The organism is Myxococcus sp. CA056, from assembly GCF_013336715.1.
In the GTDB taxonomy this organism is placed as follows: domain Bacteria; phylum Myxococcota; class Myxococcia; order Myxococcales; family Myxococcaceae; genus Myxococcus; species Myxococcus llanfairpwllgwyngyllgogerychwyrndrobwllllantysiliogogogochensis.
On record NZ_JABUMT010000002.1, the window covers coordinates 1,355,152 to 1,379,125 of the forward strand.

Genomic DNA, 23,974 nt, shown 5'->3' on the forward strand with positions numbered 1-23,974 from the left:
AGGGGAGACACACGTGGCAGCGGAGCTTCTCAGTCCCGCCGAGGCACAGGGGGCGGCGGAGGTGGCGGCCCGGCTCAGGGACAGCCTGAACACGGTGCTGTTGGACCAGGAGTCCGTCGTCGAGCAGGTCGTCGTCGCCGTGCTCGCGCGCGGGCATGTGCTGCTGGAGGGCCTGCCCGGCCTGGGGAAGACGGAGCTGTGCAAGTCGCTGGCGAAGCTGCTCGCGCTGCCCTTCCGTCGCATCCAGTTCACCCCGGACCTCCTGCCCGGAGACATCACCGGCACCTACGTGCTGGAGGGAGAGGGGCGCCGCGAGTTCGTCTTCCGCGAGGGGCCGCTGTTCGCGAGCCTGGTGCTCGCGGACGAAATCAACCGCTCCAGTCCCAAGACGCAGTCCGCGTTGTTGGAGGCGATGCAGGAGCGCCGGGTGACGGTGCTCGGCCAGACGCGGACCCTGCCGGACCCGTTCTTCGTGCTGGCCACGCAGAACCCCATCGAACTGGAGGGCACCTACCCGCTGCCGGAGGCGCAGTTGGACCGCTTCCTCTTCCGCATCCAGGTGCCGCCCGTGGGCGCGAAGACGCTGCGCGCGCTGCTCACCACGCGCGTGCGCGGCGCGCCGCCGGAGCTGTCTCCCGTCCTCGATGGGGAGGGGCTCGCGCGCCTGTTCGCCGCCTCCGACCGCGTGCATCTGCCGGGGCCGGTGGCGGACTTCATCGGGCGGCTGGTGGAGGCCAGCGACCCGCGCCAGGCCTCCGCGCCGGAGGCCGTTCGCCGCTTCGTGCGTTATGGCGCGAGTCCGCGCGCCGCGCTTGCCCTGGCCGCCGCGGGCCGCGCGCGTGCGCTGTTGAGTGGACGGCCCAACGTGAGCTTCGACGACGTGGTGGCCGCCGCTCCCGCCGCGCTCAATCACCGGCTGGTGCTCGCGTACGAGGCGTCGCTCGAGAAGGTGTCCGCTCCGGACGTGGTGCGCGCGCTGCTCCAGGCCGTGCCCGAGGTGCCGCGTGACTAGCGTCGCGATGCTCTCGCTGTGGCTCCTGCTGGGCACCTCGCCCCCGCCGGCGGCCGTCGCCGTCGAGCAGGCCGTGGCCGAGGCCGAGGACGCGACCGAGGCCAACGCTCCGAACGGCTATCGCGACGCGACGGGCACCGTGGACTCCGTCACGGAGGGCCCCCTGCGGGTCACCATGCACGGCGCCGTGCTGAAGCCCCAGCGTGGGTACTGGGCGGCGCAGGTGGTGCTGAACAACAGCGGGTCGCAGGCGCTCCCGGTGCGCATCGCCTTCTCTCCCGCCTACGGAGACACGTCGCGCTCCGCCATGCGGCATGTGGAGGTGGGGCCCCGGCAGCGTGTCGTCACCTGGGTGCCGTTGCCCGTGGCGTGGCACTCCGTCACCCTGCGGGTCGATTCACCCGGATTGAAGCCCATCGTGGAGTCCCTCTACGCCGACTCCGACCGCTTCGAGCCGGTGCTGTCGGTGGGGACGGTGTCGGAGTTCGAGACCTCCACGGGATTGACGAAGACGGGGGAGCGGGACGAGCCCTACTTCTCCATCCGCTTCCTCGACGCGAAGGATGCTCCTCGTGAGCTGGCTGCCTACGTGGGCTTCCAACTGGTGGTCGTCACGGCGGAGGCCGCGGCGGTTCCGGCGGATGTATGGGCCGTGCTCGAAGCCTACGCCGCGACGGGAGGAACGCTGGTCGTCACGAGCCCCTCCCGTGACCTGCGTGAGCGCCTGCCGCTCTTGCCGGAAGCGACGACCCCCCAGTCACAGTATGGCTTCGGGCAGGTGTGGACGTGCCTGGAAAGCAAGTTCGAGTGTGCGTCGCTGATTCGAGGGGGCTCCGTCGGCATCGAGGCCTACCAGCGGGGCGTGGTGATTCCCCTGGGCATGACGCAGCGCTGGGTGGCGCCCTTGATGCAGACGAAAGACCCGCGGCCGCTGCTGTCCAATGCCAGCACGCCCGTGGGGCGCTTCCTGCTGGTCATCACCGCCTTCGCGCTGGTGGTGGGCCCCGGGGCCTGGTGGCTGGCGAGACGCCGGGGGCCGGTGTCGGTTCTCATCATGGTGCCGGCCGTCTCCGTGGTGACGTGTCTGGCGCTCATCTTCTGGTCCGTGCTGGTGGATGGCTTCGCCGTGCACACCTCGCGTTACAGCCTGACGTGGCTGGACGGAGCGCGGGCGCGCGCGGTGACGGCGGGCTTGAGCGCCTGGTACGCCAACCTGTCGCCCGACGCGCTGCACCTGCCCGCCTCCAGCGTGCTCCTGCCGCCGCCCGACCTGGACGACGCCCTGGCGGACCTGGACTGGACGGCGGGCCTCACGGTGGGGGACGGCTTCCTTCCGCCGAGGACCTATCGCGAGTGGGGTGAGGTCGCGGTGCTCCCGTCGCGGGCCCGGCTGGTGCTCAAGCGTGAGGGTGATGCGCCCCGTGTCCAGAACGCGCTGGGCGCGCGACTGGAGGAGGGGTACGTGCGGCTGGACGGGACGGTGCGCCGGCTGCCTGCCTTGTCCGACGGTGAGGAAGGCGCGCTGGGGGCTCCCGAGCCGGAGCCGGGGAACGTGGCGGACACCCTGGTCGGGCGGCACCTGGGAGATGGCGCGGGGCTCCGGCTGTCGAATGCGTTGACGCCCTTCAGCGCGGACCTCTCCGAGGGAGGCTTCATCGCGCGGCTGAGCGGGCAGGGGCCGCTGCCGAGCAGTGGCATGCCCTCGGAAGTGGAGACCGCCGTGCATCTGGTCCGCGGCGAGGTGAGGCCATGAGTCCGTTGCTGGAGGTGAAGGGGCTGCGGCGTGACTACGGCGCGCTGCGGGCGGTGGACGACGTGTCGTTCCATCTGGAGCCGGGCAGCATCCTGGGCTTCATCGGCCCCAATGGCGCGGGCAAGAGCACCACGCTGCGCATCCTCGCGACGCTGGATTCGCCCACGGCGGGAGAGGTGCTGTTGGGGGGCCACTCGCTGGTGGACGCGCCGGACCGGGTGCGTCCGCTCATCGGCTACATGCCGGACCGGTACGGCACCTATGACGACGTCACAGTCTTCGAGTTCCTGGACTTCTTCGCGCGGGCGTATGGGCTGACGGGCGCGAAGCGGCGCCAGCGCGTGGAGTCGGTGATGGGCTTCACGGGGCTGGGCCCGCTGGCGGACAAGCTCACCACCGCGCTGTCGAAGGGCATGCGGCAGCGGGTGGCGCTGGGGCGCACGTTGCTGCACGACCCGCAACTGCTCCTGCTGGACGAGCCCGCGGATGGCCTGGACCCGCGTGCGCGCATCGAGCTGCGCGAGCTGCTGCGCGCCCTGGCGGACCAGGGCAAGGCCGTCATCATCTCCAGCCACATCCTCACGGAGCTGGCTGAAATCTGTGACACGTGCGCCATCATCGAGCAGGGGCGCCTGCTGGCCACGGGCAGGGTGGAGGACATCCTCCGGCAGGGCGCCAGTGTCGCCGCCGTGGAGCTGATGGTCCGGCTGGCGGTGGGCGCGGATGCGGACGCGGCGTGGGCGCGAGCGGAGCGGCTCCTGCTGGAGCAGCCGCGCGTGGCGCGCGTCTCGCGAGAGGGAGAGTCCTTGAGGGTGGGGCTGGAGTTGGAGGCGGGAGCAGGCGCGGGGCAGGTGGACGCTGCGGCGGCGGGGCTGTTGTCGGCGCTGGTGACGGCGGGCCTGCCGGTGTGCTCGTTCGGCATGCGGGAGCGCAACCTCGAGGATGCGTTCATGACGGTGACGAAGGGGAGGCTGGCGTGAGCGCGCCGGTGGAGACGAGCACGGGGGCGGGGACGGAGGTGTCCGCATCCGTGGAGACGGCGGACGCGAGCACCGCGGGCCTGTCCTTCCAGGAGCGGTGGGGAGATCGCCTCAATCCGCTGGTGGTGAAGGAGGTCCGTCAGGGACTGCGCACGCGTGTCTTCTGGGCGTGCTTCGGTTTGATGTTGCTGGCCTGTCTGGTGTTGGCGCTCGTGGCCTTCGTGCATACGCGGGAGGAGGCATTCGCCCACCATGGCCAGGGCTACTTCTTCGCGTTCTTCATCTGCCTGGCCGTGGTGCACTTCTTCGTCATTCCCTACAGCGCGTATCGCTCCCTGGCGCGCGAGCGGGAGGACGACACGTGGGTGCTGCTGGTGCTCACGGGCCTGGGGCCTCGGAGGATTCTGCGAGGCAAGGTGTCCTCCTTCCTGGTGCAGGCGGCGCTGTATGCCTCGGCGGTGGGGCCCTTCCTGTTGTTCAGCTACTACCTCAATGGCATCTCCCTGCCGTCCATCCTCGCGGTGCTGGGGTTGGGTGGGGCGTGGCTGGTGTTCCTCACCGTGGTGGCGGTGTGCGCGGCGACGCTGGCGGACAGCCGCATGGGGCGCGCCTTCGTGCACTTCGTGGTGCTGGGGGTGTTGGGACTGGCCTTCAGTGCGGCGCTGGGCGTCTCGGGCGCGTTGAGTGATTCGGGCAACAGGCTCCTGAGCAACGATGGGGTTCATCTGGCCATGGGCATCGGGCTGGGGTTGATGCTCCTGGATGGCTGGCTGTTGTTCGAGGTGGCCGCGTCGCGACTGTCGCTCTCCACGGAGGACTACACACGCGGCCCCCGGCGGGTGATGGTGGTGCAGATGCTGGTGGCCTTGGTGGTGGGGCTGGGGTTCTGGTGGCACGAGGACCAGGGGCACGTGGTGACGGAGATCTTCGCCGTCTGCGGCACGCTGCATCTCGCCGTCGTGGGGCTCTTCGTGGTGACGGACGTGGACGGGCAGGCGCGCGCGTTGCGAGCGGCCACCGGCCCGGTGTCCCTGTTCCGGCCCGGCGCGTTGCGTGGCTTCCGACTGACGATGCTCCTGTTGGTGGGGTGGGCCGGGGTGTGGGCGGCGCTGGCGCTGGTGTCGGGGAAGACGAACCACGGCAGCGAGTCCATGCGGATGCTGATGGCGGTGATGCCGGCCTACGTCATCCTCTATCTGTCCCTGGCGTTGGTGCTCGGGAGGATGCCTCGCTCGGACCGGTTCTCGTCGCCGGCCTCGGTGCGGTTGCTCTTCGTGGCGGCGGTGGGCGTGGCGGCGGGCCTGCCTCCGCTGGTGGCCGCGCTGGTGGGAATCGAGATGGGAGACCCGCTGCTGAACCTCCTGAATCCGGTGGTGGGCATCGCGAACTTCGGGGCGCATGACTACGCCACGGCCGAGCCGGGGATGGCGTGGCCGCTGGTCGCCTTCGTGGTGGGTGTGGCGTTGCTGGTCGCCTTCATGGCGGACCGGGTGCTCGTCGAGCGTGAGAAGCGGGCCCATCTGCCGTGAGCGAGCGTCTGGATGAAGCGGCGGTGGGACGACTGGCGCCCGGGTTGGGGCTGGCGTTGCCGCGAGGGCCTCACCGGGGCCGCGTGGGTGAGGTCCGCGCGGCGTCCACCGGGAGCGCCTTGGAGCTGCATGACTTCCGGGCGTATCAGCCGGGCGATGACCTGAGGCAGCTCGACTGGAACGCGGTGGCGCGGACCGATGAGCTCATCTTGCGGGTGCGGCAGGACGAGGTGTCGCCGCGCGTGGAGGTGGTGCTGGATGGCTCGCGCTCCATGGCGTTGTCACCGCGCAAGGCGGCGTGTGCGCGGGAGCTGGCGTTGCTCGCGTGTGAGGTGGGGGCTCGTCAGGGATTGAGTCCCACGTTGCTTGCGACGGGGGTGCGGTCGGAGCGGGTGCAGGGGGCGGCGTGTCGGGCGGCGCTGCGCGCGCTGGAGTTCGACGCGAAGGATGACCTCGTGACGGCGCTGGGGCGGATGCCTCCGCCGAGGTCCTGTGGCCTGCGCGTGGTGGTGAGCGACTTCCTGTTCGAGGCGGACCTGCCCGCGATGGTGGCGCGGTTGTCGCGGGGCGCGGCGGGGGTCTTCCTGGTGCAGGTGTTGGATGCGGAGGACCTGGCTCCGACGGGGGGCGAGGGCGCGCGATTGGTGGACTCGGAGACTGGCGCGGCGCTGGAGGAGTTGCTGACCGAGGACGTGTTGGCCGCGTATGCACGGCGCTTCGCGGAGCACCAGCGCGTGTTGAGGGCGGCGGCCCTGCGCTCGCGTGGAGCGCTCCTGACGGCGCCCGCCACGGAGACACTGAACGCCCTGGTGATGGGCCCGCTGCGGCCCTTGTTCGTCGCGGGAGGTCGAGCGTGAGCTTCGACCGCTCAGGGGCGCATGGCGCGCAGAGCTCCCGCGTCGTTGCGCGAGGTGCGGCATGAGCGCCGACCTCTCGTGGAGATTGCGGGCCTGTGTGTCGTGCTCCCGTGCCGTCGCGCGAGGTGTGGCATGAGCTTCGGCTTCCCGTGGGGATTGCTCGCCCTGGGCGCGCTGGTGCCCCTCGTGGCGGCGTACTTCCTGCGGCGTCGGCAGAAGCCGGTCGTGGTGAGCGCGTTGTTCCTGTGGCGCACGCCGCGTCCCCGCGCGGAGGCAGGACCTCGCTGGGAGCGCTTCACGCGGGAGGCCTCGCTGCTGTTGGAGGCGCTCGCGGTCATCGCGGCGGCGCTGTACCTCGCGGACGTGCGCCTGGGTGAGGCGGCGCGGACGAAGCACCTCGTGCTGGTGGTGGACGGAAGCCTGTCCATGTCCGCGCGAGGGCCCGATGGCGTGACGGTGCTGGAACTCGCCCGCCGAGAGGCCGCGAAGCGGGTGGAAGACGAAGCCGCCACGCGAGTGACGGTGCTGGCCACCGGGCTGAGTCCGCGTGTCGTCGCGGGTCCGGAAGCAGAGCCGTCCCGCGCCCTGGCGGCGCTCGAGTCCTTCCAGTCTCGAGGCGCGGACCACGACCCGATGCCCACGCTCCTGTGGGCCCAGGAACTCGCGGGAGCGGGCAAACACGTGGCCTTCTTCACCGACGCCGCCCCCGTGGAGGGACTGGTCATCCCAGCCCCCGTGCGGTGGACGGCGCTGGGCACCGCGCGCGAAAACGTGGCGTTCGTCTCCGCGCAGCGCAAGGACGATGGCGGCACGGCGACCGTGACGCTGCGAGTGGCCCGCTTCGGCGCGGCCCCTGAGTCAGTGTCCGTACGGCTGCGCGCGCTCCCGGGTCCCGACGCGAAGCAAGGCACGGAGCGCGTGGAGAAGGTCTCGCTCCAAGGCGAGGGCTCCGCCACGGTGCGCCTCACCTTCCAGAACGCGGGTGACGTCGAGGTCTCCCTGCCGGACGACGCGCTGCTCGAAGACGGTCAGGCCCGGCTCACGGCCTCTCCGACACGGCCCCTCGCGGTGAGTCTGGCCCAGGGCCTGGGTCCGCTCGAACGTGACGCCCTGGAGCGTTTCCTCGCGGCCTCCCCCGACGTGGCACGAGACGGAGCCGCGGGCGAAACATTGCTCATGGGCCCACGAGGCACGGATGCGAAGGTGACAGTGGGCGCGACGGGAAAGGTGCGCACCTTCGTGGGGCCCTTCTTCTCCGAGAAGGGACACCCGCTGCTGGACGACGTACAGCTCGCGGGCGTGAGGTGGTCGGCGGGAGAGAATCCCCCGGGGCATCCCCTCATCACGGCGGGTGACGCGGTGCTGGTCTCCGAGGAGGACGACGGACGGCTGCACCTCAACGTGGACCTGGCTCGCTCCAACGTGCAGCGCGTGTCCGCCTGGCCCGTGTTGCTGGGCAATGTGGTGCGAGAGTCGCGTCGCGCCCGCGAGGGCTTCGTCCGACGACAGCTCACCCTGGGCGAGCCGCTCCAACTGGTGACACTGCCAGGGAAGCGCTACACGCTGACGGGCCCGAGTGGAAGCAAGCCGGTGTTCGGCGCGGGAGCGGTGAGCCTTCCTCCTCCCGCCATGCCGGGGCGATATGTCCTGGAACGCGATGGCGCGGATGGGGTGGACGCGGCGGAAGTCCTCGCATTGGACGCACGCGAGTCGGACCTGCGGGGACGTGGGCGCGCGGACGTGCCGGCGCGTGAATCGGGAGACGACGAGGCGCGCGCGAATGCCTCGGACCGGGCGCGCTGGCCGCTGGTGTTGTTGCTCCTCGCGCTGGTGGGAGATTTCTACGTCACGAGGCGGGTGTCATGACCTTCTCCCTCCCCCAGGCGTGGGTGCTGTTGCTGCCGCTGGGCCTCTTCCTCTGGAAGTTCGGCCGGCGGCCCGGTCCGCCCATGTGGCTGCGGGCGGTGCTGCTGGTGCTGACGGTGGGCGCGCTCTCGGGGCCGGAGCTGCGACGGGCCGACGCGGGCAGCGACGTGGTGGTGGTGGTGGACCGCTCCGCCTCGATGCCTCGGGACATCGACCGCACCGCGCAGGAGCTCGTCTCGCATCTGGAATCACAGCGCCGCCCAGGTGACAGGGTGGGCGTCATCGCCTTCGGCCGCGAGCCCCGGGTGGAGCAACCCCTGTCCTCGGGCGGAGCCTTCGGCGGCTTCACCCGTCCAGTGGATGCGGAGTCGTCGGACCTGTCCGCCGCGCTCGATGCCGCCAACGCCCTCATCCCCCAGGAGCGCACCGGCCGGGTGCTCGTCCTTTCCGATGGACGCGCCACGGGCACGGATGCACGAGGCTCCGCGCGAAGACTCGCGGCCCGGGGAATCGCCGTGGACTGGCGTCAGCTCGCGCGGCCCGAGCCTCCGCTCGATGTCGCCGTCGTCTCGTTGGACGTGCCGACCGCCGTGTCCTCCCGCGAGCCCTTCCAGTTCTCCGCCAGCGTGCACGCCTCCGCGGCGGTGACGGGCACGGTGCGACTGGAGCGCAATGGCCGCGTGCTGGTGAAGGGCCCCTTCGATTTCCAGCCCGGCCCCAACGTCCTCCCGCTGAGGGACCTCATCGAGGAGCCCGGACTCGCGCGCTACCAGCTCACCGTCGAAGTCCCGGGAGACGGCGTGGTGGAGAACGACAAGGGGCTCGCGGTCCTGCGAGTCGAAGGTCCTCGCCGCGTGTTGCTGGTGACGAACCAGCCCAAGGGCACCCTCGCGAAGGCGCTCGAAGCGACGGGGCTGGTGCTGGAGGTCCGCGCGCCCTTCCGCCTCACCCTGGATGACCTGGACGGCGTGGGCTCCGTCGTCCTGGAGAACGTGGACGCGAACACCCTGGGCGAGCCGGGCCTCAACGCGCTCGCGGCCTACGTGGAGCAGGCGGGAGGGGGGCTCGTGATGACGGGCGGGCGCGAGAGCTTCGGCGAAGGGGGGTATCGCCGCTCACCCGTGGAGCCGCTGCTGCCCGTTTCGCTGGAGATGCGAGAGGAGCAGCGGCGCGCGTCCATCGCCATCAGCATCCTGATGGACTGCTCCTGCTCCATGGGCGCCACGGTGCCCGACGGCCGCACGAAGATGGAGGTCGCCGCCGAGGGCGTCGTGGCCGCGCTCACGCTGCTCAACCCCCAGGACGAAGCCTCCGTGCACATGGTGGACACGGAGACCCATGAAATCTTCCCCCTTCGCTCGGTGCAGGCGGGCCTGCCGTACGACAAGGTGGCGAAGGGCTTCAGCGGCGGCGGTGGCATCTACGTGGGCGAAGCGCTGCGCACGGGGCGCAAGCAGATTTTCAAGAGCGAGAAGCCCACCCGCCATGTCCTCCTCTTCTCCGACGCGGCCGACTCCGAGGAGCCGGACGACTACCGTCGCACCCTGTCGGAGCTGCAGGGCGAGGGCGTGACGGTGTCCGTCATCGGCCTGGGAACGCCGAAGGACGTGGACGCGGCGCTGCTGAAGGAAGTGGCCCAGCGCGGCGGCGGGCGCATCTACTTCGCGGAGGACGCGATGAGCCTCCCACGCATCTTCAGCCAGGAGACGCTCGCCGTCGCGCGCGCGACGTTCATCGACGAGCCCGTCTCGGTGGAGGCCGCGCCGGACCTGCCGCTCCTGGGGAAGCTGCCCTCCGAGGGACTGCCCCAGGTGGGCGGTTACAACCTCACCTATCTGAGACCTCGGGCCAGCGTGGCACTGCGCACGCTCGACACGCATGCCGCGCCCCTGCTCGCGATGTGGCCGCGCGGCGCGGGACGCACGGTGGCCTTCACCGCGGAGGTGGATGGCCCGTTCACCGGCGAGCTGCGCCAGTGGGGTTCGCTGCGCGCGACGCTGGAGGCGATGGTGCGCTGGACGCTGGCGGGCAGCTCTCCCTTGGGAGAAGCGGTGGTGCGCTCGGAGCGGCGCGGTCACCTGCTGCGCGTGACGTTGGACCTGCCTCCGGACGAGCCGCTGCCCGCGACGTTGCCCACGCTGATGTTGCTGTCTGGCGACGGGACGTCCGCGCCCACCGAGCATCCGATGCGCTGGGAGGAAGACGACCGGCTGGTGGCGGAGCTCCCGCTGGAAGGAAGCGGCACGTGGCACCCGGTGGTGCGAGTGGGCACGCGCGCCCTGCGTGCGCCACCCGTCGCGCTGCCGTATGCCCCTGAGTTCGAGCCGGGAAGTCCCAAGGAAGGACTCGTGCTGCTGCGAGCCGTCGCCGCCGTGGGAGGGGGCGTGGAGCGCCTGTCCATGACGGGCCTCTTCGAGGAAGCCCCCGAGTCGGAGGGACACCTGGCCCTGGCTCCGTGGTTGGTGGCGCTGGCCGTGGCCGTGCTGCTGTCGGAGGTGGCCGTGCGCCGCTTCCTCTCCGCGCCTCGGCAGCGCGTGAAGGCTCGCACCGTGTCGGAGGCGTCCGTGGCGGGGAGCATGCTGGCGCCGTCGTCACCCGCGCCCTCCACGGTGACTTCCGTGACGGCGGCCCCAGCGGCTCCCGAGGCGGGGCCCCGCGCTCCCGAAGGTGAAGCGAAGCCGAAAGAGGGCGGCGTGGACTCCGCGTTGGAGGCCGCGCGCGCCCGCTCTCGTCGTCGACTGGACCGGTGAGTGGCGGCTAGAGGTACGGCGTGCCGCTCACAGGGTTGCCCAGCTCGTTCTGGAGCGTGATGCGGATGGAGGAACTCACCGGCCACCGCCACGTGTACTGGAACACGTCGGACAGGTTGACGTTCGCGGCGCGGCTGGCCGCGAGCACGAAGTTGTCCGCGGACGAGTACGGGCTCGTCACGCTGCCCAGCTGCTCGACCTTGCGCCAGAGCTGGAAGATGAAGCTCCAGTTGTGGACGCTCTTGAGCTTCAGCACGAAGGACGCGAACAGGTCCGTGGTGTCGAACCCTCCGATGCCCTGCCTCACCAGCAGCGTGTTGGCCCAGTCATGCTTGAAGCAGCGGGTGCTCCCCGGGCTGATGGGCGTGCTGGTGGCGCCCACCGTGCCGCAGGCCACGTCGGCCTGGTACGCGGTCATCAGGTTCTTGACGTTGGTGTAGAGGGTGGTGTGGCTGGAGGACACGGGCAGCCCGTAGTACTCCATGGCCAGAAAGCGATTCAGCACCGCGTAGCCGGTCACCATGGCGTGGCCGTAGTTGCCATTGTTGGACGCGAGCTGGGGCCCGTAGAACCAGAAGTTGCGACCCAGCTCGTAGAAGCCGACCTGGTTGTGCTTGCCCGCGGCGGCATCGGTGCAGATGTTCAGCTGGAACAGGTCGAACTTGAACTCGATGCCATGCGAGCCGAGGTCACCGCAGGCCGGGTCGGAAGCGCTCCCACAGCCCGTCGCGACACCCGAGGGGAGGATGGCGAGGCTGTCCGTGCCCTGGTAGCTGCGGCCCGAACTGGGAGTCCGGCCGGTCATGTCCTGGTAGAAGGTGTAGCCATTGTCCAGCCCGTCGACCACGAGCTTGATCTGCGACACCGTGCAGGTCGTCACATCGGGGGTGTGCAGCGTGACCTTCTGGCCCTTCCAGATGTAGAGCGTGTGCTGGGCGCCCGGCTGTGAGGTGTACGTCCCCCGGCGTTGGCAGTACCAGGAATAGGGGTCGCTGAAGGTCTGGTAGGCGGCCTGATAGATGTTGGAGTTCGGGTGCTGCGTCAGACAGGCCTGGGTGAGGTCCATGGACAGGTACTGCCCATTCTTGTAGCAAGACCAGCCAAAGGCATTCTGCTGCGTCAGCGTGGAGAACGCGCCTGCGCCGTACTGCCAGGCGCAATACGCATTGAGGTTCATGCCCGGCAGGTTCAGGGTGGCCAGGGCGCTCCCCGGCGCGGCCACTCCCAATACCAACAGCGCGGCGCCGCCAGCATTACGACATGAGCGAGCAATCGCGGAGCGCCAGGCGCCCCACGGATGGGTCTGAGTCATTTCGGTGGTTCCCCCTCTACGGATGTGGCACGGGCCGCCCCCGACCTGGAGGTGTCATCACGATGAGGAGGGCGGCCCGCTCCCTATGAAGCTCACAGGGTAAAGAAGAGATACACGGAAAGAATGGGTGCCACAACTGGGTCAAAAAAATTCCCCCCTACCAGAATATGGGAATGGCTCTTTCGAGGTATGAGGCGCCAATGACGTCTGCACGTTGGGGGCGCCTGGGACTCACGCTGGCGCTCCTCGCACTTGCCCTCCAGGCCGCGCGCCTGGCGTTGCACAAGGGCTTCAGCATCGACGAGTTCCAGTACGCGCACGCGGCCTGGCTCGTGTCGAAAGGGCAGGTGCCCTACCGGGACTTCTTCGAGGTCCACTTCCCGCTTGTCTATCAAGGGCTGGCGCCGCTGTTCTGGCTCGTGGGGGATGCGCCTCGGGGTGTGCTCGCGCTGCGTCTGGCGATGCTCGTTCCGCTGGCGGGTGCGTGTGTCTCGGTGGCCGTGCTCAATCGACGCGAGGGTCGCGTGTCGATGTGGCTGGCTCCGGTGTTGTTGTTGGCGCTGACGCCTTTCACGCGCTTCGCGGTGGAGATTCGTCCGGACGCATTGGCCTGTGCCTTGTTCCTGGGAGGGCTCGCCGCGTTGTCGGTGAGGCCGGGCACCCGGGGGCTCGGCTTCGTGGCGGGGGTGTTGTTCTCCGCCGCGCTCTGGTCCTCGCAGAAGGTGTTGTTCCACGGCGGCGTGGTGGGCGCGGTGCTCGCGGTGGATATCGTCTGGCGGCGGGGAAGGGGACCGGCGCTCGTGGCGCGGCCCGTCGCGTTTCTCGCGGGCGCGGGGGTGGGGCTCGCGGCGGTGGCGTCGTATCTGACGGTGACGGGCTCGTGGGGCGCCTGGTGGCAGTGGTGCTTCGCGTGGGCCGCGGAGCATCAGCGGCACTACCCCGGCTTCTCGTGGCGGGACTATCTGCTGCCCATGGTTCGCGAGCAGCCCTGGCTCTTCGCGTTGGCGGTGCTGGGGTTCCTCGTCACCGTGCGCGCGTGGTGGCGTGCGGGCGTGGAGCGCTGGGCGAGCGCGGACCTGCCGTTGCTGCTCGCGGTGCTGGCGACGTTTGGCTCGTATGCGCTCCAGCGCGCGCCGTTTCCGTACAGCCTGCTGCCCTTCCTGGGAGCGCTCGCGCCGTTCATGGCGCGAGGCACGGTGGCAATCTTCAGCGGCTGGAGTACGCCCCCGGCGCGAGTCGTCGCGGCCCTGGCGCTCGGGGTGTTGCTCTGTCTTCAACTCTGGAGGATGGAGGCCCTCGTGGATGGCGGGGGCAATGCCAGACAGCGAGACGTGCTCGCGCGCATCGCCACGCTCACCGGGCCCGAGGACGTCGTCTACGACAACTCGGGAGGCTATGTGAGCCGGCCACACGCCCACTTCTATTTCTACACGGATGCCTATCTGCGGGGCTCCATCCCGGACGTGCTGGCGCGCGAGGTGCCCCGGGCCTTGGTGGAGCGCGGCTGCGTGCTGCGCGTGGATGACCTGCGGACGTCGGGATTGCCGCCATCGCTGCGAGGTTTCCTCGATACGTACTACCAGCCCTACGACGGAGACCTGTTCCTGTGGGGGCAGCGATACGACGTGTCCCCCGGGAGCGCGCTGGAGGGTCGCTTCCTGGCGGTGCGTGACGGGCGCTACTTCGTCGAGCCCGCGTCCATGCTGGAGTCGGGCGCGCTGTTCGTCGATGGGGCCCGCGTGACGGAGGCGGAGCTCATCCTGTCGCGAGGTGAGCACACCGTGCGGTACCAGGGCCCCGAGGGGCGCTTGCACCTCCTGTGGCTCCCGCGTGACGGTCAGCGATGGGTGCCGCGTCCCGAGGCGAAGCCCACGTACTCGCGCCTGTTCTGAGCCGCGCGTCGGTGCCTCCGAGAAGAACCCTCGGAGGACACCCCACGACACGGACGCTTCTCTACGGCGCGCAGGGCGCCTGACCGCCGGCGCGCTTGTAGGCGCTCACGCGGCTGGACAGGTTGCCATTGTCGGTCTCCGGCGAGGTCTGCCGGCCTTCGCCCGCGCCGAAGGAGAAGCCGACCGAGTGCGCGGCGGCGAGCTCCGACGTGTGCGAGAAGAAGTAGTCCACGCGGTTGTCCTTCCACCGCTCGTTGGTGTTCGGCAGGTTCATGTTGCCCACCGGGAGCTGCCACCAGAAGTTCGGCTTGTTGAGTCGCTCGGAGATGGCGCTCGCCCAGGTGAATGCCTGACGGAAGTGGGGCAGGGTGGTGTTGTTCGCGTCCCACCACGTGTCCTCGCCGATGCTGTCGTAGAAGCCCGCGTCACGGTCCGACGCCTCCACGACGATGAAGTCCGTGTCCGCCGCGCCGAGCTTCAGCAGGAAGTCGGCCACCTTGCGCGCTTCACCGGCGATGTCGAAGGAGGCGTTGGTGTTGAGGTACACGTCCGTGCGCGTCGACCAGGGGCTGGCGTGCAGGCTCACCTTCGCGTTGGGCGCGTACTTGCGAGCCATCGCAATCATGCACCGGCTCACGCCCACGGCGTTGTTGGCCATCCCCGAGCAGTCCGTGGCGTTGGCGCTCGCCACCTGCGCGGGCACCGTGGCCGGGTCTCCATTGGAGAAGAACTGGAGATAGCCCCACAGGTCCGGCTCGAGGTGCAGCAGCGCGGGCTCGCTGCCCACCTGCTGCAACGTGAAGCGATAGTCCGCGAAGTAGCGTCGCATGATGGCCACGTCGTTGAGCGCCTGGAGCTGCTGCTCGCCCTCGCCCGCGGGCCCGACGCCGCCCAGGAGCTGCTGGTAGTAGGTGATGAAGGGAAGCTGCTGGCGCCCCTTCGCCCCGGACACGTGGCCGCGCACGTAGGCACCTGGCGGATCCGACACGTCCTGCCAGCAGCCCCACCACGCGCATGCCGCGCCCGCGCAGGAGGTGCCGGACGTGGTGCAGCCCGTCGTGCATGAGGTGCACACGTTCGTCGAGTCGACCAGCCCGCTGGCGACGTACAGGTAGTGCACGTCGAAGGGCGCGCCGGCCGCCGTGCCGGGCTCCATCTGCGCGCCGACGAGGAGCCGGTTCTTCCCCAGGGACGCGAGGAACGTCTCGCCCATGCACCCGGTGCCGACAGGGCCGCCATCCGGCGTCCCGCCGCCACCGTCCGGTGTGCCATTGCCGCCGTCTGGGGTGTTGGTGCCGTCCGTGCCCGCGTCGGAGCAGCCTCCCAGCATCAGCAGGCAGAGGGTGAGCGGAGCGAGTCGCTTCAGCCACGTCGAAGTGTGCATGCGCATGACGACAGTCACGCTACCTCGCCACGCCCTGCACGGCTCAAGGGCCTGGGACTCCGGGACAGGGGGCCGTCCTGACTGCTTCCTCGCCCGACATCCAGCCTCGCGATAACAATCTGTTAATCTTTCAATTCAAGAAATTCTTGAAACTCGGTATTCGCGCCGACTACACGTCAGGGTTCCCCCCTGCCGAGCCCGCCGGGTGGTCTGGGCTTCCTCGCGGGCGCGGCACATCCCCTCGAGGCCGTGATGAAGACGCGACTGTGGTGGCTGGTGGTGCCCGCGTTGCTGGCGGTTGGCTGTGGTCCCGTCATCGATGACGAAGAAGGCGAGGTCATCGACGAGCTGACCGGGCAGGTGCTCCAGCGGGCCACGGTGAAGTACGACATGCACCGGCTCCTGGAGGACACGCATCTGTTGGGGCATCAGTGGATTACCACCGAGCAGGTGCAGGCGTTCCTGACGCAGCAGGGCTCGTACCTGGCGACGTACAAGGACCCGGCCTTCAGCAACAAGACGGCGGCCGCGCTCATCGTCGAGCGCTCCAAGGCGTACAACATCAGCCCGCTGTACATGCTGGCGCGCATCCAGGTGGAGTCGAGCCTGGTGCAGAGCGGCACCTCCACCAACCTGGCCAAGGCCACCGGCTGTGGCTGTCCGGACAGCAGCGGGTGTGACGCGCAATACACGGGCTTCGGCAAGCAGATTGAGTGTTCGGCGAAGAAGCTGCGCGGCTACTTCACGGACCTGGATGCGGGGCGGACCACCGTGTCTGGCTGGAAGGTGGGGACGACGAAGGCGTCGTTGGACCCGTGCTCCATCAAGCCGACCAACAAGGCCACCGCGGCGCTGTACACGTACACGCCCTGGGTGGGCGCGTACGCGACGCAGTGTGGCCGCACCACGGTGGGCGGCTCGTCGCTGGTGGCGGTCATCTACCACCGGTACGCGGACGGCGGCTTCAACTGGGACGCGCCGACGACGTCGGGCTGCGTGTCGGAGACGGCGGGCACGACGGTGCCGAACCTGGGCTGCGTGCAGAGCTCGTCGGACGCGGTGTGGCGGCAGTGCGTGTCCGGCGTCTTCACCGCGGGCACCACGACGAAGCCCACCAACTGCACCCAGTCGTGGCCGTGGTGCTCCTCCGCCACGCTGGGCCGCAGCGTGCCCGCGCGCACGTGCGTGCAGTCCTCGTCTGACCAGCAGTGGAGCCAGTGCGGCGTGGGCGGCGCGTGGGTGAGCTCGCCCATGGCGCCCAACAGCGGCGCGGGCCCCGTGGGCGCGTGCTTCGAGATGTACTGGCTGTAAGCCCGCGGCGTCAGTACTCGTTGGTCCAGATGAGGTCCAGGCCACCCGAGCGCGCATCGCCGTACTGGCCCTCCAGACTCCAGCGCGGTCCGAACTGGTATTCGAACCGGACCGCGTTGGAGTTCTCTCCCTGCTGGATGTTGGCACCCACGCGTCCGGTGTAGCCGACGTAGATTTTGTCGGTGACGTAGGTGCCCACCTCCAGCTTGGTGCCGGCGATGCCCGCGCCGCCGGCTTCAATCGAAATCACGTCCAGCGGCAGCTTCGCGGCCAGGGCCTTGCGCGCCTCGTTGGCGACGAGCGAGCCCACCACGGAAGCGGCCTGGGCGCTGGCCGTCATCGACGCGCCGGAGCCGCGCTCCAGCGTGCGGCGGCCGGTGGCGAGCAGCGTGTAGATTTCGGACTCGGGCAGCGGCGGCTCGCTGGTGGGCTTCAGGGTGATGTCCCGGCCCTGGCCTCGAATGGTGACGAACACCGTGATGTTGGCGCTGTCGTTGCGGTGCTCGGCGGTGACGTTGATGTACGGGACGGTGGGCGGCCCGGTGAAGCTCACGATGCTGTCGCGCTGCACGTCGAAGCGCCGGCCCAGCACGTCCACCCGTCCGCGCAGCACGCGCACCTGTCCGAAGAGGCGCGCCACGTCGGTGTATTCGACGCGGAAGTCCTCCGACAGCCCCAGCTCCACGTTGACGTCAGAGCCCTTCACCCAGATGTTGCGCGGCGCATTCACGTTCACCCAGTACGCGCGCCCGGGTGGCGTCTCGCCCGACTCCAGGTCCTCCGCGGAGTCGGCCACGGGAGGAGGCTCGGTGGAGGGCTGCTGGTTCGTCTCGGGCGCGCCCGGTGAGGGCTGCTGCTGTTGCCTGCGCTTGCGCCGCTCAATGGGCGTGCCGTTGCGCACCAGCACCACGTCACTGGGACGCTCCAGGTCCTGGAGGTCCTTGCGTTTGACTTCCGGCAGCTCGATGGTGGCCTCGGGGATGGAGACGTTGCGCAGGTTGACGAGCCGCTCGGACAGCGTGCCCTCGACCTTCGCGCGCATGCTCAGCACGGCGATGAGCTGGTCGTCGAAGACGATGGGGAAGTCGCGAGCCATCAGCGGGTAGGGTTTCCCCGCGGGGCTGTTCAGCTCGTACTCGCCATTCTGGGTGCGAGTGGCCGTCAGCGGCGCGTCGAGCCACAGCGTGCCGCCTCCGGCCTTGGCGGACAGCGTGTTGATGGCCAGTTCCTCGCGACTGGCCTCCAGCGCGAGCTGGATTTCGCGGTACTCGCCCAGGCCCATCAGCCCGAGCTTGCCGTCCTTCCACGAAAGCGAACCCTGGAACGTGGGCACGGCCGGAGTGCCCGCCAGCTTCGCGTCCGCCTGAATCAGCCCGCCCACGCTGCGCAGCATCTCCACCGCGCCGGAGAGGAAGGAGGGGTCGAAGTCGCGCGCCTTGAGCGTCACGTCCAGCGGCGCGCGGGAGGTGTCGAGGCCGCGCTGAATCGCGGGCAGGGACACGTCCAACTCCACGCCCCCTTCCACCATCAAGGTGCCGCCCGCCGGCGCGGTGAGGAGCACGTCGAAGGCGGAGCGAGCGTTCTGGTAGCCGTAGTGCAGGCGCGCCTGTCCCAAGGCCAGCTCGCCCATGCCCAGCTTCTGCACGCCGGCGGTGAGCTCCATGCGAGGCGTGTCCAACGTGCCGCGGGCGGCCAGCTCCACCGACAGCTCGCCCTGGATGCCCTTGGACGCGGCGCTCGCCTTCTGCGCGGCGGCGCCCGTCGCGCGGGCCTTCGCCACGCCGGGCAGGTGCTGGAGGGCCACCGGGCCCAGGCGGCCCTTGAGCTGGAAGGGAATGTGTCCGTAGACCTCCTGGTCCTGGAGTGCCCCCAGCGGAGCGTCCAGCGTCACGTCGAGCTGCGCCAGCGGCCCCTCGTCCCGTTGCGCCGCCAGCGTCACCTTCACGTCCTGGTCATCGCCCACCACGCCGAGCTGCCCGTTCACCGGAGGCAGGCCGTACGCGGTGAGGCCCACGGCCTTCACGCTCAGGCGGGCCTGCGGCACCAGCGCGGAGCCGGAGAGGAACAGCTGCGCGGACACGGTGCCCGCGGGCTTCTGCAGACCATTGACGCCCTCGAACTGCGCCAGGGACAGGTCCGCGACGCGGGCCTCCAGGTCCACCGAGGCCGAGAGGAGGTCGTCCGCCTTGGGGGGACGCGCCAGCATCCCGCCCAGGGTGAAGGGCGTGTGCAGCACCACGTACGTCTGCGTGCCCATCCCCTGTACGTCCAGGCGTGCATCCAGGGTGGCGTCCTCGCGGTCCGATGCCGCGCGCAGTTCGAAATCCAGCGGCTGCTTCAGCGCGAAGCCCGGAGGCGGCGCGGCGTAGTTCAGCTTCTGGCCGCGCAGCACGAAGTCCAGCCGGGGCTCGCGCGCGGTGCCGTCGATGCGCAGCTCTCCGGCCACCAGGCCGCTCACCGGCTCCGTGCGCCCGAGGAGCTTCATCACCCCGGCGAGGTCCAGGTCATCCAGGTCGACCTTGAGGGAGAGCGCATCCTTGCGCCGCTTCAGCACGCCCTGCACCGGCACGTCGAAGTCCGCGACGACCTTCGCCACCGGCAGCCCCGCCGACAGCGTGCCCGTGGCGCGGTCCTTCACGTAGCGCCCGTCGAGCGCCACCTGGAGGTTCTCGTAGCCGCTCACCCGTCCGTCCTGCCAGCGCAGCTTCGTCTCCGCGTCCGGCCGGGGCAGCCTGCCCTTCGCGGTGACGAAGCCCGACACCGTGCCGCCCAGCCCCAGCGACTCCGGGATGACGATGCGGGGCAGCAGCGTGAGGTCCACCGCCTCCAGGTCCACGCGCGCCGTCAGCTGCTCGTTGGCGAGCGAGCCGCGCACCGCCAGCGACTGTGCCCCCGACGCGAGCTTCAGCGCGGGCTCCACCTCCATGCGTCCGCCGCCGAAGCCCACGTGCGTGGGGGCCTGGAGCTTCCAGGTGGCCTCCGGCCACGAGAGCACCAGCGCCTGGACTTCCAATCCCTGGTTGTCCTCATCCACCAGCCCGTTCAGCGCCAGGCCGAGCGTCGCGCCCCCCAGGGCCTTCACGCTGACCTCCAGGTGACGCTCGTGCGTGGTGATGGTGGCGGACACGTCCTGGAAGGAGCGCTCGCCCGAACGCAGCTCACCCATCACCAGCGTGGCGTCCGTGGTGAGGGGGCGGGTGATGTCCGGCACCTCGGCCTGGAGCGTGAGGTTCCTCACCGCGAAGTCCCCATAGGAGAGCGAGGTGAAGTTGCCGTGGGCGACGACGCCCGGAGCGCGCACGGGCCCTTCCACGCGGAACTCCAGCGTGCCGCTGCCAGACAGCGGAGGCACGGTGCCAGGCAGCAGCCGGGTCAGCGCGTCGGACAGCATGGCGAGGTTGCCCGCCGTCAGGCCGCCGTCCACGCGAATCGCCTCGGTGGTGCCTTCGCCCTTGGCCTGGAGCGACGCGCCCGGCACCAGCACCAGCAGGCGCGACAGCGTGTAGCGGCCGTCCTTCGCGCGGGCATGCAGCTCCACGGGCCCCAGCGGCTGACCCCGGAAGCGCGAGGGCGACACGGTGAGGTCCACCTCGCCGTCGAGGGTCTCCAGGCTGGTGCCGCCGCCCCTCGCGGTCAGGTCCGCGGAGAGGCTCGTCTTCGGTCCTTCCTTCACCAGCGCGGACAGGTCCACGTCGCGCGCCTTCACGGAGACGCCGGTGGAGCGCATCCGCTCCAGGTCCAGGTCGCCCTTCACGTCCAGCTTCGCGTCCGCGGCCGTCCCCTGGAGGTCCACCTGAGCCAGCTCGCCGTCGATGCCCGCCTTGCCCGCGAGGTTCACCGGTACCAGCAGCGGCCAGGTGGGCAGCACGCCGCGCGTCAGCTCCGGCGGCACGGTGAGGCGCCGCACGTCCACGTCCGCCTTCAGGGTGCCCGGGGGCAGGCCGGGCGGAGTCTCGGGAGGAAGTCGCGCGGTGGCGCTCGCGTCCAGCAGCAGCCCCGCGAGGTCCAGGTCCACGTCGGCGTTCAGCGCGCCCTCCTCGCCGCCGCCCTTCAAGGCCAGCCGCAGGGGCCCCTTGGTGGGCAACGCGAGCGCGCCGGTGGACTCCAGCGTCGCGCCGAAGCCCTGCGTCGCCGCCGCGTAGTGGCCGGACGCCTTCGCGTCGAAGTCCTCCAGGCGCACGTGTCGCTCGCCGCCTTCTTCCAGCTCCTGCCTGAAGTCGACGTAGCCGTCCTCGAGCTCCAACTCGTGCAGCTCCACCCGCAGCTTGCCGCGCGGAGAGGGCGGCTCCTCGGGCTTGGGCACGCGGGGCGCGATGGCCCGGGCGAGGTTCAACCCGCGCTCATCCTGGGCCAGATAGAGGCGCGGCTTCTCCACGCGCACGTCCGTGAGGTCCACCTGCTGGTGGATGAGGCCGCCCAGTCGCACGCGGGCCTCGACGCGCGCGATTTCCGCCACCAGCTCACCCTCCGGGTCATACAGCTTCACGCCGGTGAGGACGGCGCCCGGTGGTGCCAGGTCCAGCCCGCCGACTTCCAGCCGACCGGAGAACTGCTCATTGGCCAGCTGGAGGCCCTTGCGGATGAGCCAGCCCTCACCCGGTGACGACGTCGCCCAGAGGAGCACGCCCAGCACGGCGACCACTCCCAGGCACACGACGCCGAGCAGGCCCCACAGCAGTCGTCGTGCCCAGCGTCGCCCTCTCAAAACGCCTCTCCAATCGACAGGTGCAGCGCGCACTGACCGTCAGGCGCTCCCGCGAAGGTGGCCCCGCGAGACGTGGGGCCGTCGGGCTTCCACTTGCTGCCAATGCCGAAGCAGCCTCCAGAAGTCGGATAGATGTACCCCGGGGTGGCGACGGGCAATCCCTGGCCCAGGTTCAGTCGGCGCGCGATGTCCAGGCGCACCGGGCCCACCACCGTGAGGTAGCGCAGGCCCACGCCCACCGCGTGGTAGTGGTCGGGACCGAACAGTCGCGGCGAGTCGCGCGAGTCGAAGCCCTCCACGCCCACCAGCCCCGTGTCCCAGAACGCCGCGAGCACGATGCTGGTGGAAATCTGGTAGCGCAGCTCCACCGTCGTCTCGAAGAGGCTGTTGCCTCCCACCGGCACCGTCTCCCACTCCTCCGTCTGTGTCGTCTCCGGCACACCGTCCCCGTCGGTGTCCTCCTCCTTGGCCAGCGCCGCCAGGGGCGACAGGCGCTGGCCGTTGAAGCCGCGCATGGAGGTGGCGCCACCGGAGAAGAAGCGCGTGACGATGGAACTCTGTGAGCCACCCGCGGGGTTGAGCGTGCCCATCCGCAGCTTCGCCGCCAGCACCACGCGCTTGTCCTCGTCGAACGAGTGGTAGAAGCGCAGGTCCGGCAGCAGACGGATGTAGTTGAAGTCGCCGAAGAAGATGCTGCCGCCCTTCTGCACGGACAGGCTCAGGTAGTAGCCATCCCGAGGCTCCACCGGGTCATCCCGCCGGTCCCACGCGAAGGCCACCTCCAGGAAGCTCAGCGCCACGTCACACTGGATGGTGTCCTCGCCGCAGCCCAGCACGACGGGCGGCACGCGCGAGTCCGCGCTCACCCGACCCGACAGCCGATAGATTTGGAGGTTGTAGGAGGGGAAGACGGAGAAGTTGCGGTGCGGCTGCCAGATGACGCCCGTCTGCAACCTGCCGCCATAGAAGTCGTAGGCCTGCTCCAGGCCCTTCTCCAGCGTCAGGGACGTCTGCTGGCGCAAATCCCGGAAGAGGAACCGCGGCTGCTCGTACTCTCCCGTTATCTCGAAGACGGGGCCCTGCTTCGACGGCGACAGGACGTGGGGGATGAACGCGTAGCCGGCGCGGCCTCGCACGGTGACGCGGCGCAGACCGCCCAGGAAGTTGCGGTTGGTCCATTCCCCCAGCACGCGCGCTTCCTGGCGGGCCGCGTCCACGCCGATGCCGCCGCCCAGTCGCACCGAGCGGAATGGCGCCTCGCGCACGTCCACCACGACGGGCACCGTGGCTGACTCCCGGTCTGGCGCCCCGCGGTTCACCTTCACCGCGCCGAACACGCCCATGCGGAACACGCGGGCCTGGGCCTCCGCCAGCGCCGTCTCGCTGTACCAGTCCCCCTTCTTCAGCGAGCCCTGCACCTGCTCGATGATGCGGCGCGGCGGCACCTGGGGATTGGCGTCTGTCGCGACGAACGTGTTGCCGAAGCGGTAGCGCAGCCCCGGCTTCACGTCCAACCGCACCCGGGCCTTCCGGGTGTCCACGTCCACCTGCACCTCGCCCGACACCTCGGCTTCCGCGTACCCCAGCTCGCGCAGCTGCTCCTGGACCCGGGCCTTGGCCTCCTCCCAGGGCGCCTCGCGGAAGATGTCGCCCTCCTTGAGGGGCAGCTCGGACTTCACCCGCTCGTGGTGTTCCTTGCGGTGCTCCTCCGGCAGTGTCTGGAGGCCCTCCACCTGGATTTCGCTGATGCGCGTGGGCTCGCCCTCGCTCACCTGCACCTGCAGCTCCACCTCGTTCTTGCCCTTGGGCTTCACCGCGCTGTCCACCACCTCCGCCTGGTAGAAGCCCTGGGCCTGGTAGTAGCGCTCGATGCGGCGCAGGTCCGCCTGCCACGCATTGGGGTCGAAGTAGTGAGGGCTGCCGAAGGGCCAGAACGCCCACCACGGGGTCTCCGAGGTGAGGATGCGGTCCTTGATGTCCCCCTGTTTCACCTGCTTCGTGCCCTCGATTTCCAGCCGGGAGACCTTGGGCCCCGGGGGCGGGGTGGACGTGGTGGCGCACGCCGCGACGCTCAGGAGCGCGGCGACAGTGGCGAGGCGAAGGAGTCGGAGCAGGTCAACGGCCACGGACTGTTCATACCCGGAAGGCAAGCGCCTGACGCGTCTCCTGTCGGACGCCCCCATCCCTTTGTCGCATTCCAACGTCTCGTCGGCGGTTCCTGTCGGCTGGTCCTTGCTGGATACACACGGAGACGTGCAAGCCGCGCCAAGGTGCGCCAGATTGGGGGCCATGCTCCTGTCCCGGCGAATCAGAGTCTTGGTGTTCTGCGTGGTGTCGGCGCTCGCCACCGCCTGCGGCGTGGATGACGACGAGGTCGTGCGCGTGAAGGAGGGCGAGAGCCTCGCCGACGCCGAGTACTGCGGCTCGTTCGGCTGCGACCAGCTCAACGAGTTCTGCGCAGAGGTCTTCCTGGAATTCGGTCGCTCGCCGCCCATCTGCATCACCGAGGACGTGTGCGAACGGCTGGAGTGCGCCAACACCAACCGCCGCTGCGCCATCTTCGATGGCTTCCCCGGTCAGGTGAAGTGCATCAAGTAAGCGGCGCGAGTTGAGTGGAGCCACG

General features: G+C 69.9%; 14 protein-coding genes. 10 read left to right on the forward strand and 4 right to left on the reverse strand.

Features of this window, described 5'->3' with window-relative positions; genetic code table 11:
- Positions 1-13 precede the first annotated feature (13 nt).
- From HUA76_RS13035 to HUA76_RS13065, 7 genes are all read left to right on the forward strand, one after another.
- Positions 14-1,012, forward strand: coding sequence for an AAA family ATPase (locus HUA76_RS13035; protein WP_174460998.1), 999 nt, complete (start codon positions 14-16; stop codon positions 1,010-1,012).
- Entirely contained in the window at positions 1,005-2,765 is a 1,761-nt protein-coding gene (locus tag HUA76_RS13040) for a hypothetical protein (RefSeq protein WP_217439547.1), read from the forward strand. The genes HUA76_RS13035 and HUA76_RS13040 overlap by 8 nt, the downstream gene beginning before the upstream one ends.
- Positions 2,762-3,745: an ABC transporter ATP-binding protein gene (locus HUA76_RS13045; protein ID WP_174461000.1), complete on the forward strand. Its 984-nt coding sequence runs from the start codon at positions 2,762-2,764 to the stop codon at positions 3,743-3,745. The genes HUA76_RS13040 and HUA76_RS13045 overlap by 4 nt, the downstream gene beginning before the upstream one ends.
- Positions 3,742-5,274, forward strand: a complete 1,533-nt coding sequence (locus HUA76_RS13050; protein WP_371745518.1) for an ABC transporter permease — start codon at positions 3,742-3,744, stop codon at positions 5,272-5,274. The genes HUA76_RS13045 and HUA76_RS13050 overlap by 4 nt, the downstream gene beginning before the upstream one ends.
- On the forward strand, positions 5,271-6,131 hold the full coding sequence (locus HUA76_RS13055) for a DUF58 domain-containing protein (protein WP_174454312.1): 861 nt from the start codon (positions 5,271-5,273) through the stop codon (positions 6,129-6,131). The genes HUA76_RS13050 and HUA76_RS13055 overlap by 4 nt, the downstream gene beginning before the upstream one ends.
- A 132-nt stretch (positions 6,132-6,263) precedes the next feature.
- On the forward strand, positions 6,264-7,997 hold the full coding sequence (locus HUA76_RS13060; protein ID WP_174461001.1) for a BatA and WFA domain-containing protein: 1,734 nt from the start codon (positions 6,264-6,266) through the stop codon (positions 7,995-7,997).
- Entirely contained in the window at positions 7,994-10,747 is a 2,754-nt protein-coding gene (locus tag HUA76_RS13065) for a VWA domain-containing protein (protein ID WP_174461002.1), read from the forward strand. The genes HUA76_RS13060 and HUA76_RS13065 overlap by 4 nt, the downstream gene beginning before the upstream one ends.
- 7 nt (positions 10,748-10,754) lie before the next feature.
- On the opposite strand, the gene HUA76_RS13070 is transcribed toward HUA76_RS13065, so the two are convergent.
- On the reverse strand, positions 10,755-12,059 hold the full coding sequence (locus HUA76_RS13070; protein WP_254614149.1) for a calcium-binding protein: 1,305 nt from the start codon (positions 12,057-12,059) through the stop codon (positions 10,755-10,757).
- A 200-nt stretch (positions 12,060-12,259) separates the two neighbouring features.
- On the opposite strand from HUA76_RS13070, the gene HUA76_RS13075 reads away from it, so the two are divergent.
- A complete protein-coding gene (locus tag HUA76_RS13075) occupies positions 12,260-13,951 on the forward strand; it encodes a hypothetical protein (RefSeq protein ID WP_174461003.1) in 1,692 nt (563 codons plus the stop codon).
- A gap of 61 nt (positions 13,952-14,012) precedes the next feature.
- Here HUA76_RS13075 and HUA76_RS13080 read toward each other — a convergent pair whose 3' ends face one another.
- On the reverse strand, positions 14,013-15,341 hold the full coding sequence (locus HUA76_RS13080) for a hypothetical protein (RefSeq protein WP_174461004.1): 1,329 nt from the start codon (positions 15,339-15,341) through the stop codon (positions 14,013-14,015).
- Between the two features lie 246 nt (positions 15,342-15,587).
- Here HUA76_RS13080 and HUA76_RS13085 point away from each other — a divergent pair, with 246 nt between their 5' ends.
- Entirely contained in the window at positions 15,588-16,646 is a 1,059-nt protein-coding gene (locus HUA76_RS13085) for a hypothetical protein (protein WP_174454317.1), read from the forward strand.
- Between the two features lie 10 nt (positions 16,647-16,656).
- Here HUA76_RS13085 and HUA76_RS13090 read toward each other — a convergent pair whose 3' ends face one another.
- Positions 16,657-21,351: a translocation/assembly module TamB domain-containing protein gene (locus tag HUA76_RS13090; protein WP_174461005.1), complete on the reverse strand. Its 4,695-nt coding sequence runs from the start codon at positions 21,349-21,351 to the stop codon at positions 16,657-16,659.
- On the reverse strand, positions 21,348-23,477 hold the full coding sequence (locus HUA76_RS13095; protein ID WP_371823467.1) for an outer membrane protein assembly factor: 2,130 nt from the start codon (positions 23,475-23,477) through the stop codon (positions 21,348-21,350). The genes HUA76_RS13090 and HUA76_RS13095 overlap by 4 nt, the downstream gene beginning before the upstream one ends.
- Before the next feature lie 163 nt (positions 23,478-23,640).
- Here HUA76_RS13095 and HUA76_RS13100 point away from each other — a divergent pair, with 163 nt between their 5' ends.
- Positions 23,641-23,949, forward strand: coding sequence for a hypothetical protein (locus tag HUA76_RS13100; RefSeq protein ID WP_141640550.1), 309 nt, complete (start codon positions 23,641-23,643; stop codon positions 23,947-23,949).
- The last annotated feature ends 25 nt before the right edge of the window (positions 23,950-23,974 follow it).

Bases quoted from the DNA above. Each gene is read 5' to 3' on its own strand.
- HUA76_RS13045 (WP_174461000.1), top strand. From the start codon at position 2,762: ATGAGTCCGTTGCTGGAGGTGAAGGGGCTGCGGCGTGACTACGGCGCG.
- HUA76_RS13060 (WP_174461001.1), top strand. From the start codon at position 6,264: ATGAGCTTCGGCTTCCCGTGGGGATTGCTCGCCCTGGGCGCGCTGGTG.
- HUA76_RS13065 (WP_174461002.1), top strand. From the start codon at position 7,994: ATGACCTTCTCCCTCCCCCAGGCGTGGGTGCTGTTGCTGCCGCTGGGC.
- HUA76_RS13075 (WP_174461003.1), top strand. From the start codon at position 12,260: ATGACGTCTGCACGTTGGGGGCGCCTGGGACTCACGCTGGCGCTCCTC.
- HUA76_RS13100 (WP_141640550.1), top strand. From the start codon at position 23,641: ATGCTCCTGTCCCGGCGAATCAGAGTCTTGGTGTTCTGCGTGGTGTCG.
- HUA76_RS13080 (WP_174461004.1), bottom strand. From the start codon at position 15,341: ATGCGCATGCACACTTCGACGTGGCTGAAGCGACTCGCTCCGCTCACC.
- HUA76_RS13070 (WP_254614149.1), bottom strand. From the start codon at position 12,059: ATGACTCAGACCCATCCGTGGGGCGCCTGGCGCTCCGCGATTGCTCGC.
- HUA76_RS13085 (WP_174454317.1), top strand. From the start codon at position 15,588: ATGAAGACGCGACTGTGGTGGCTGGTGGTGCCCGCGTTGCTGGCGGTT.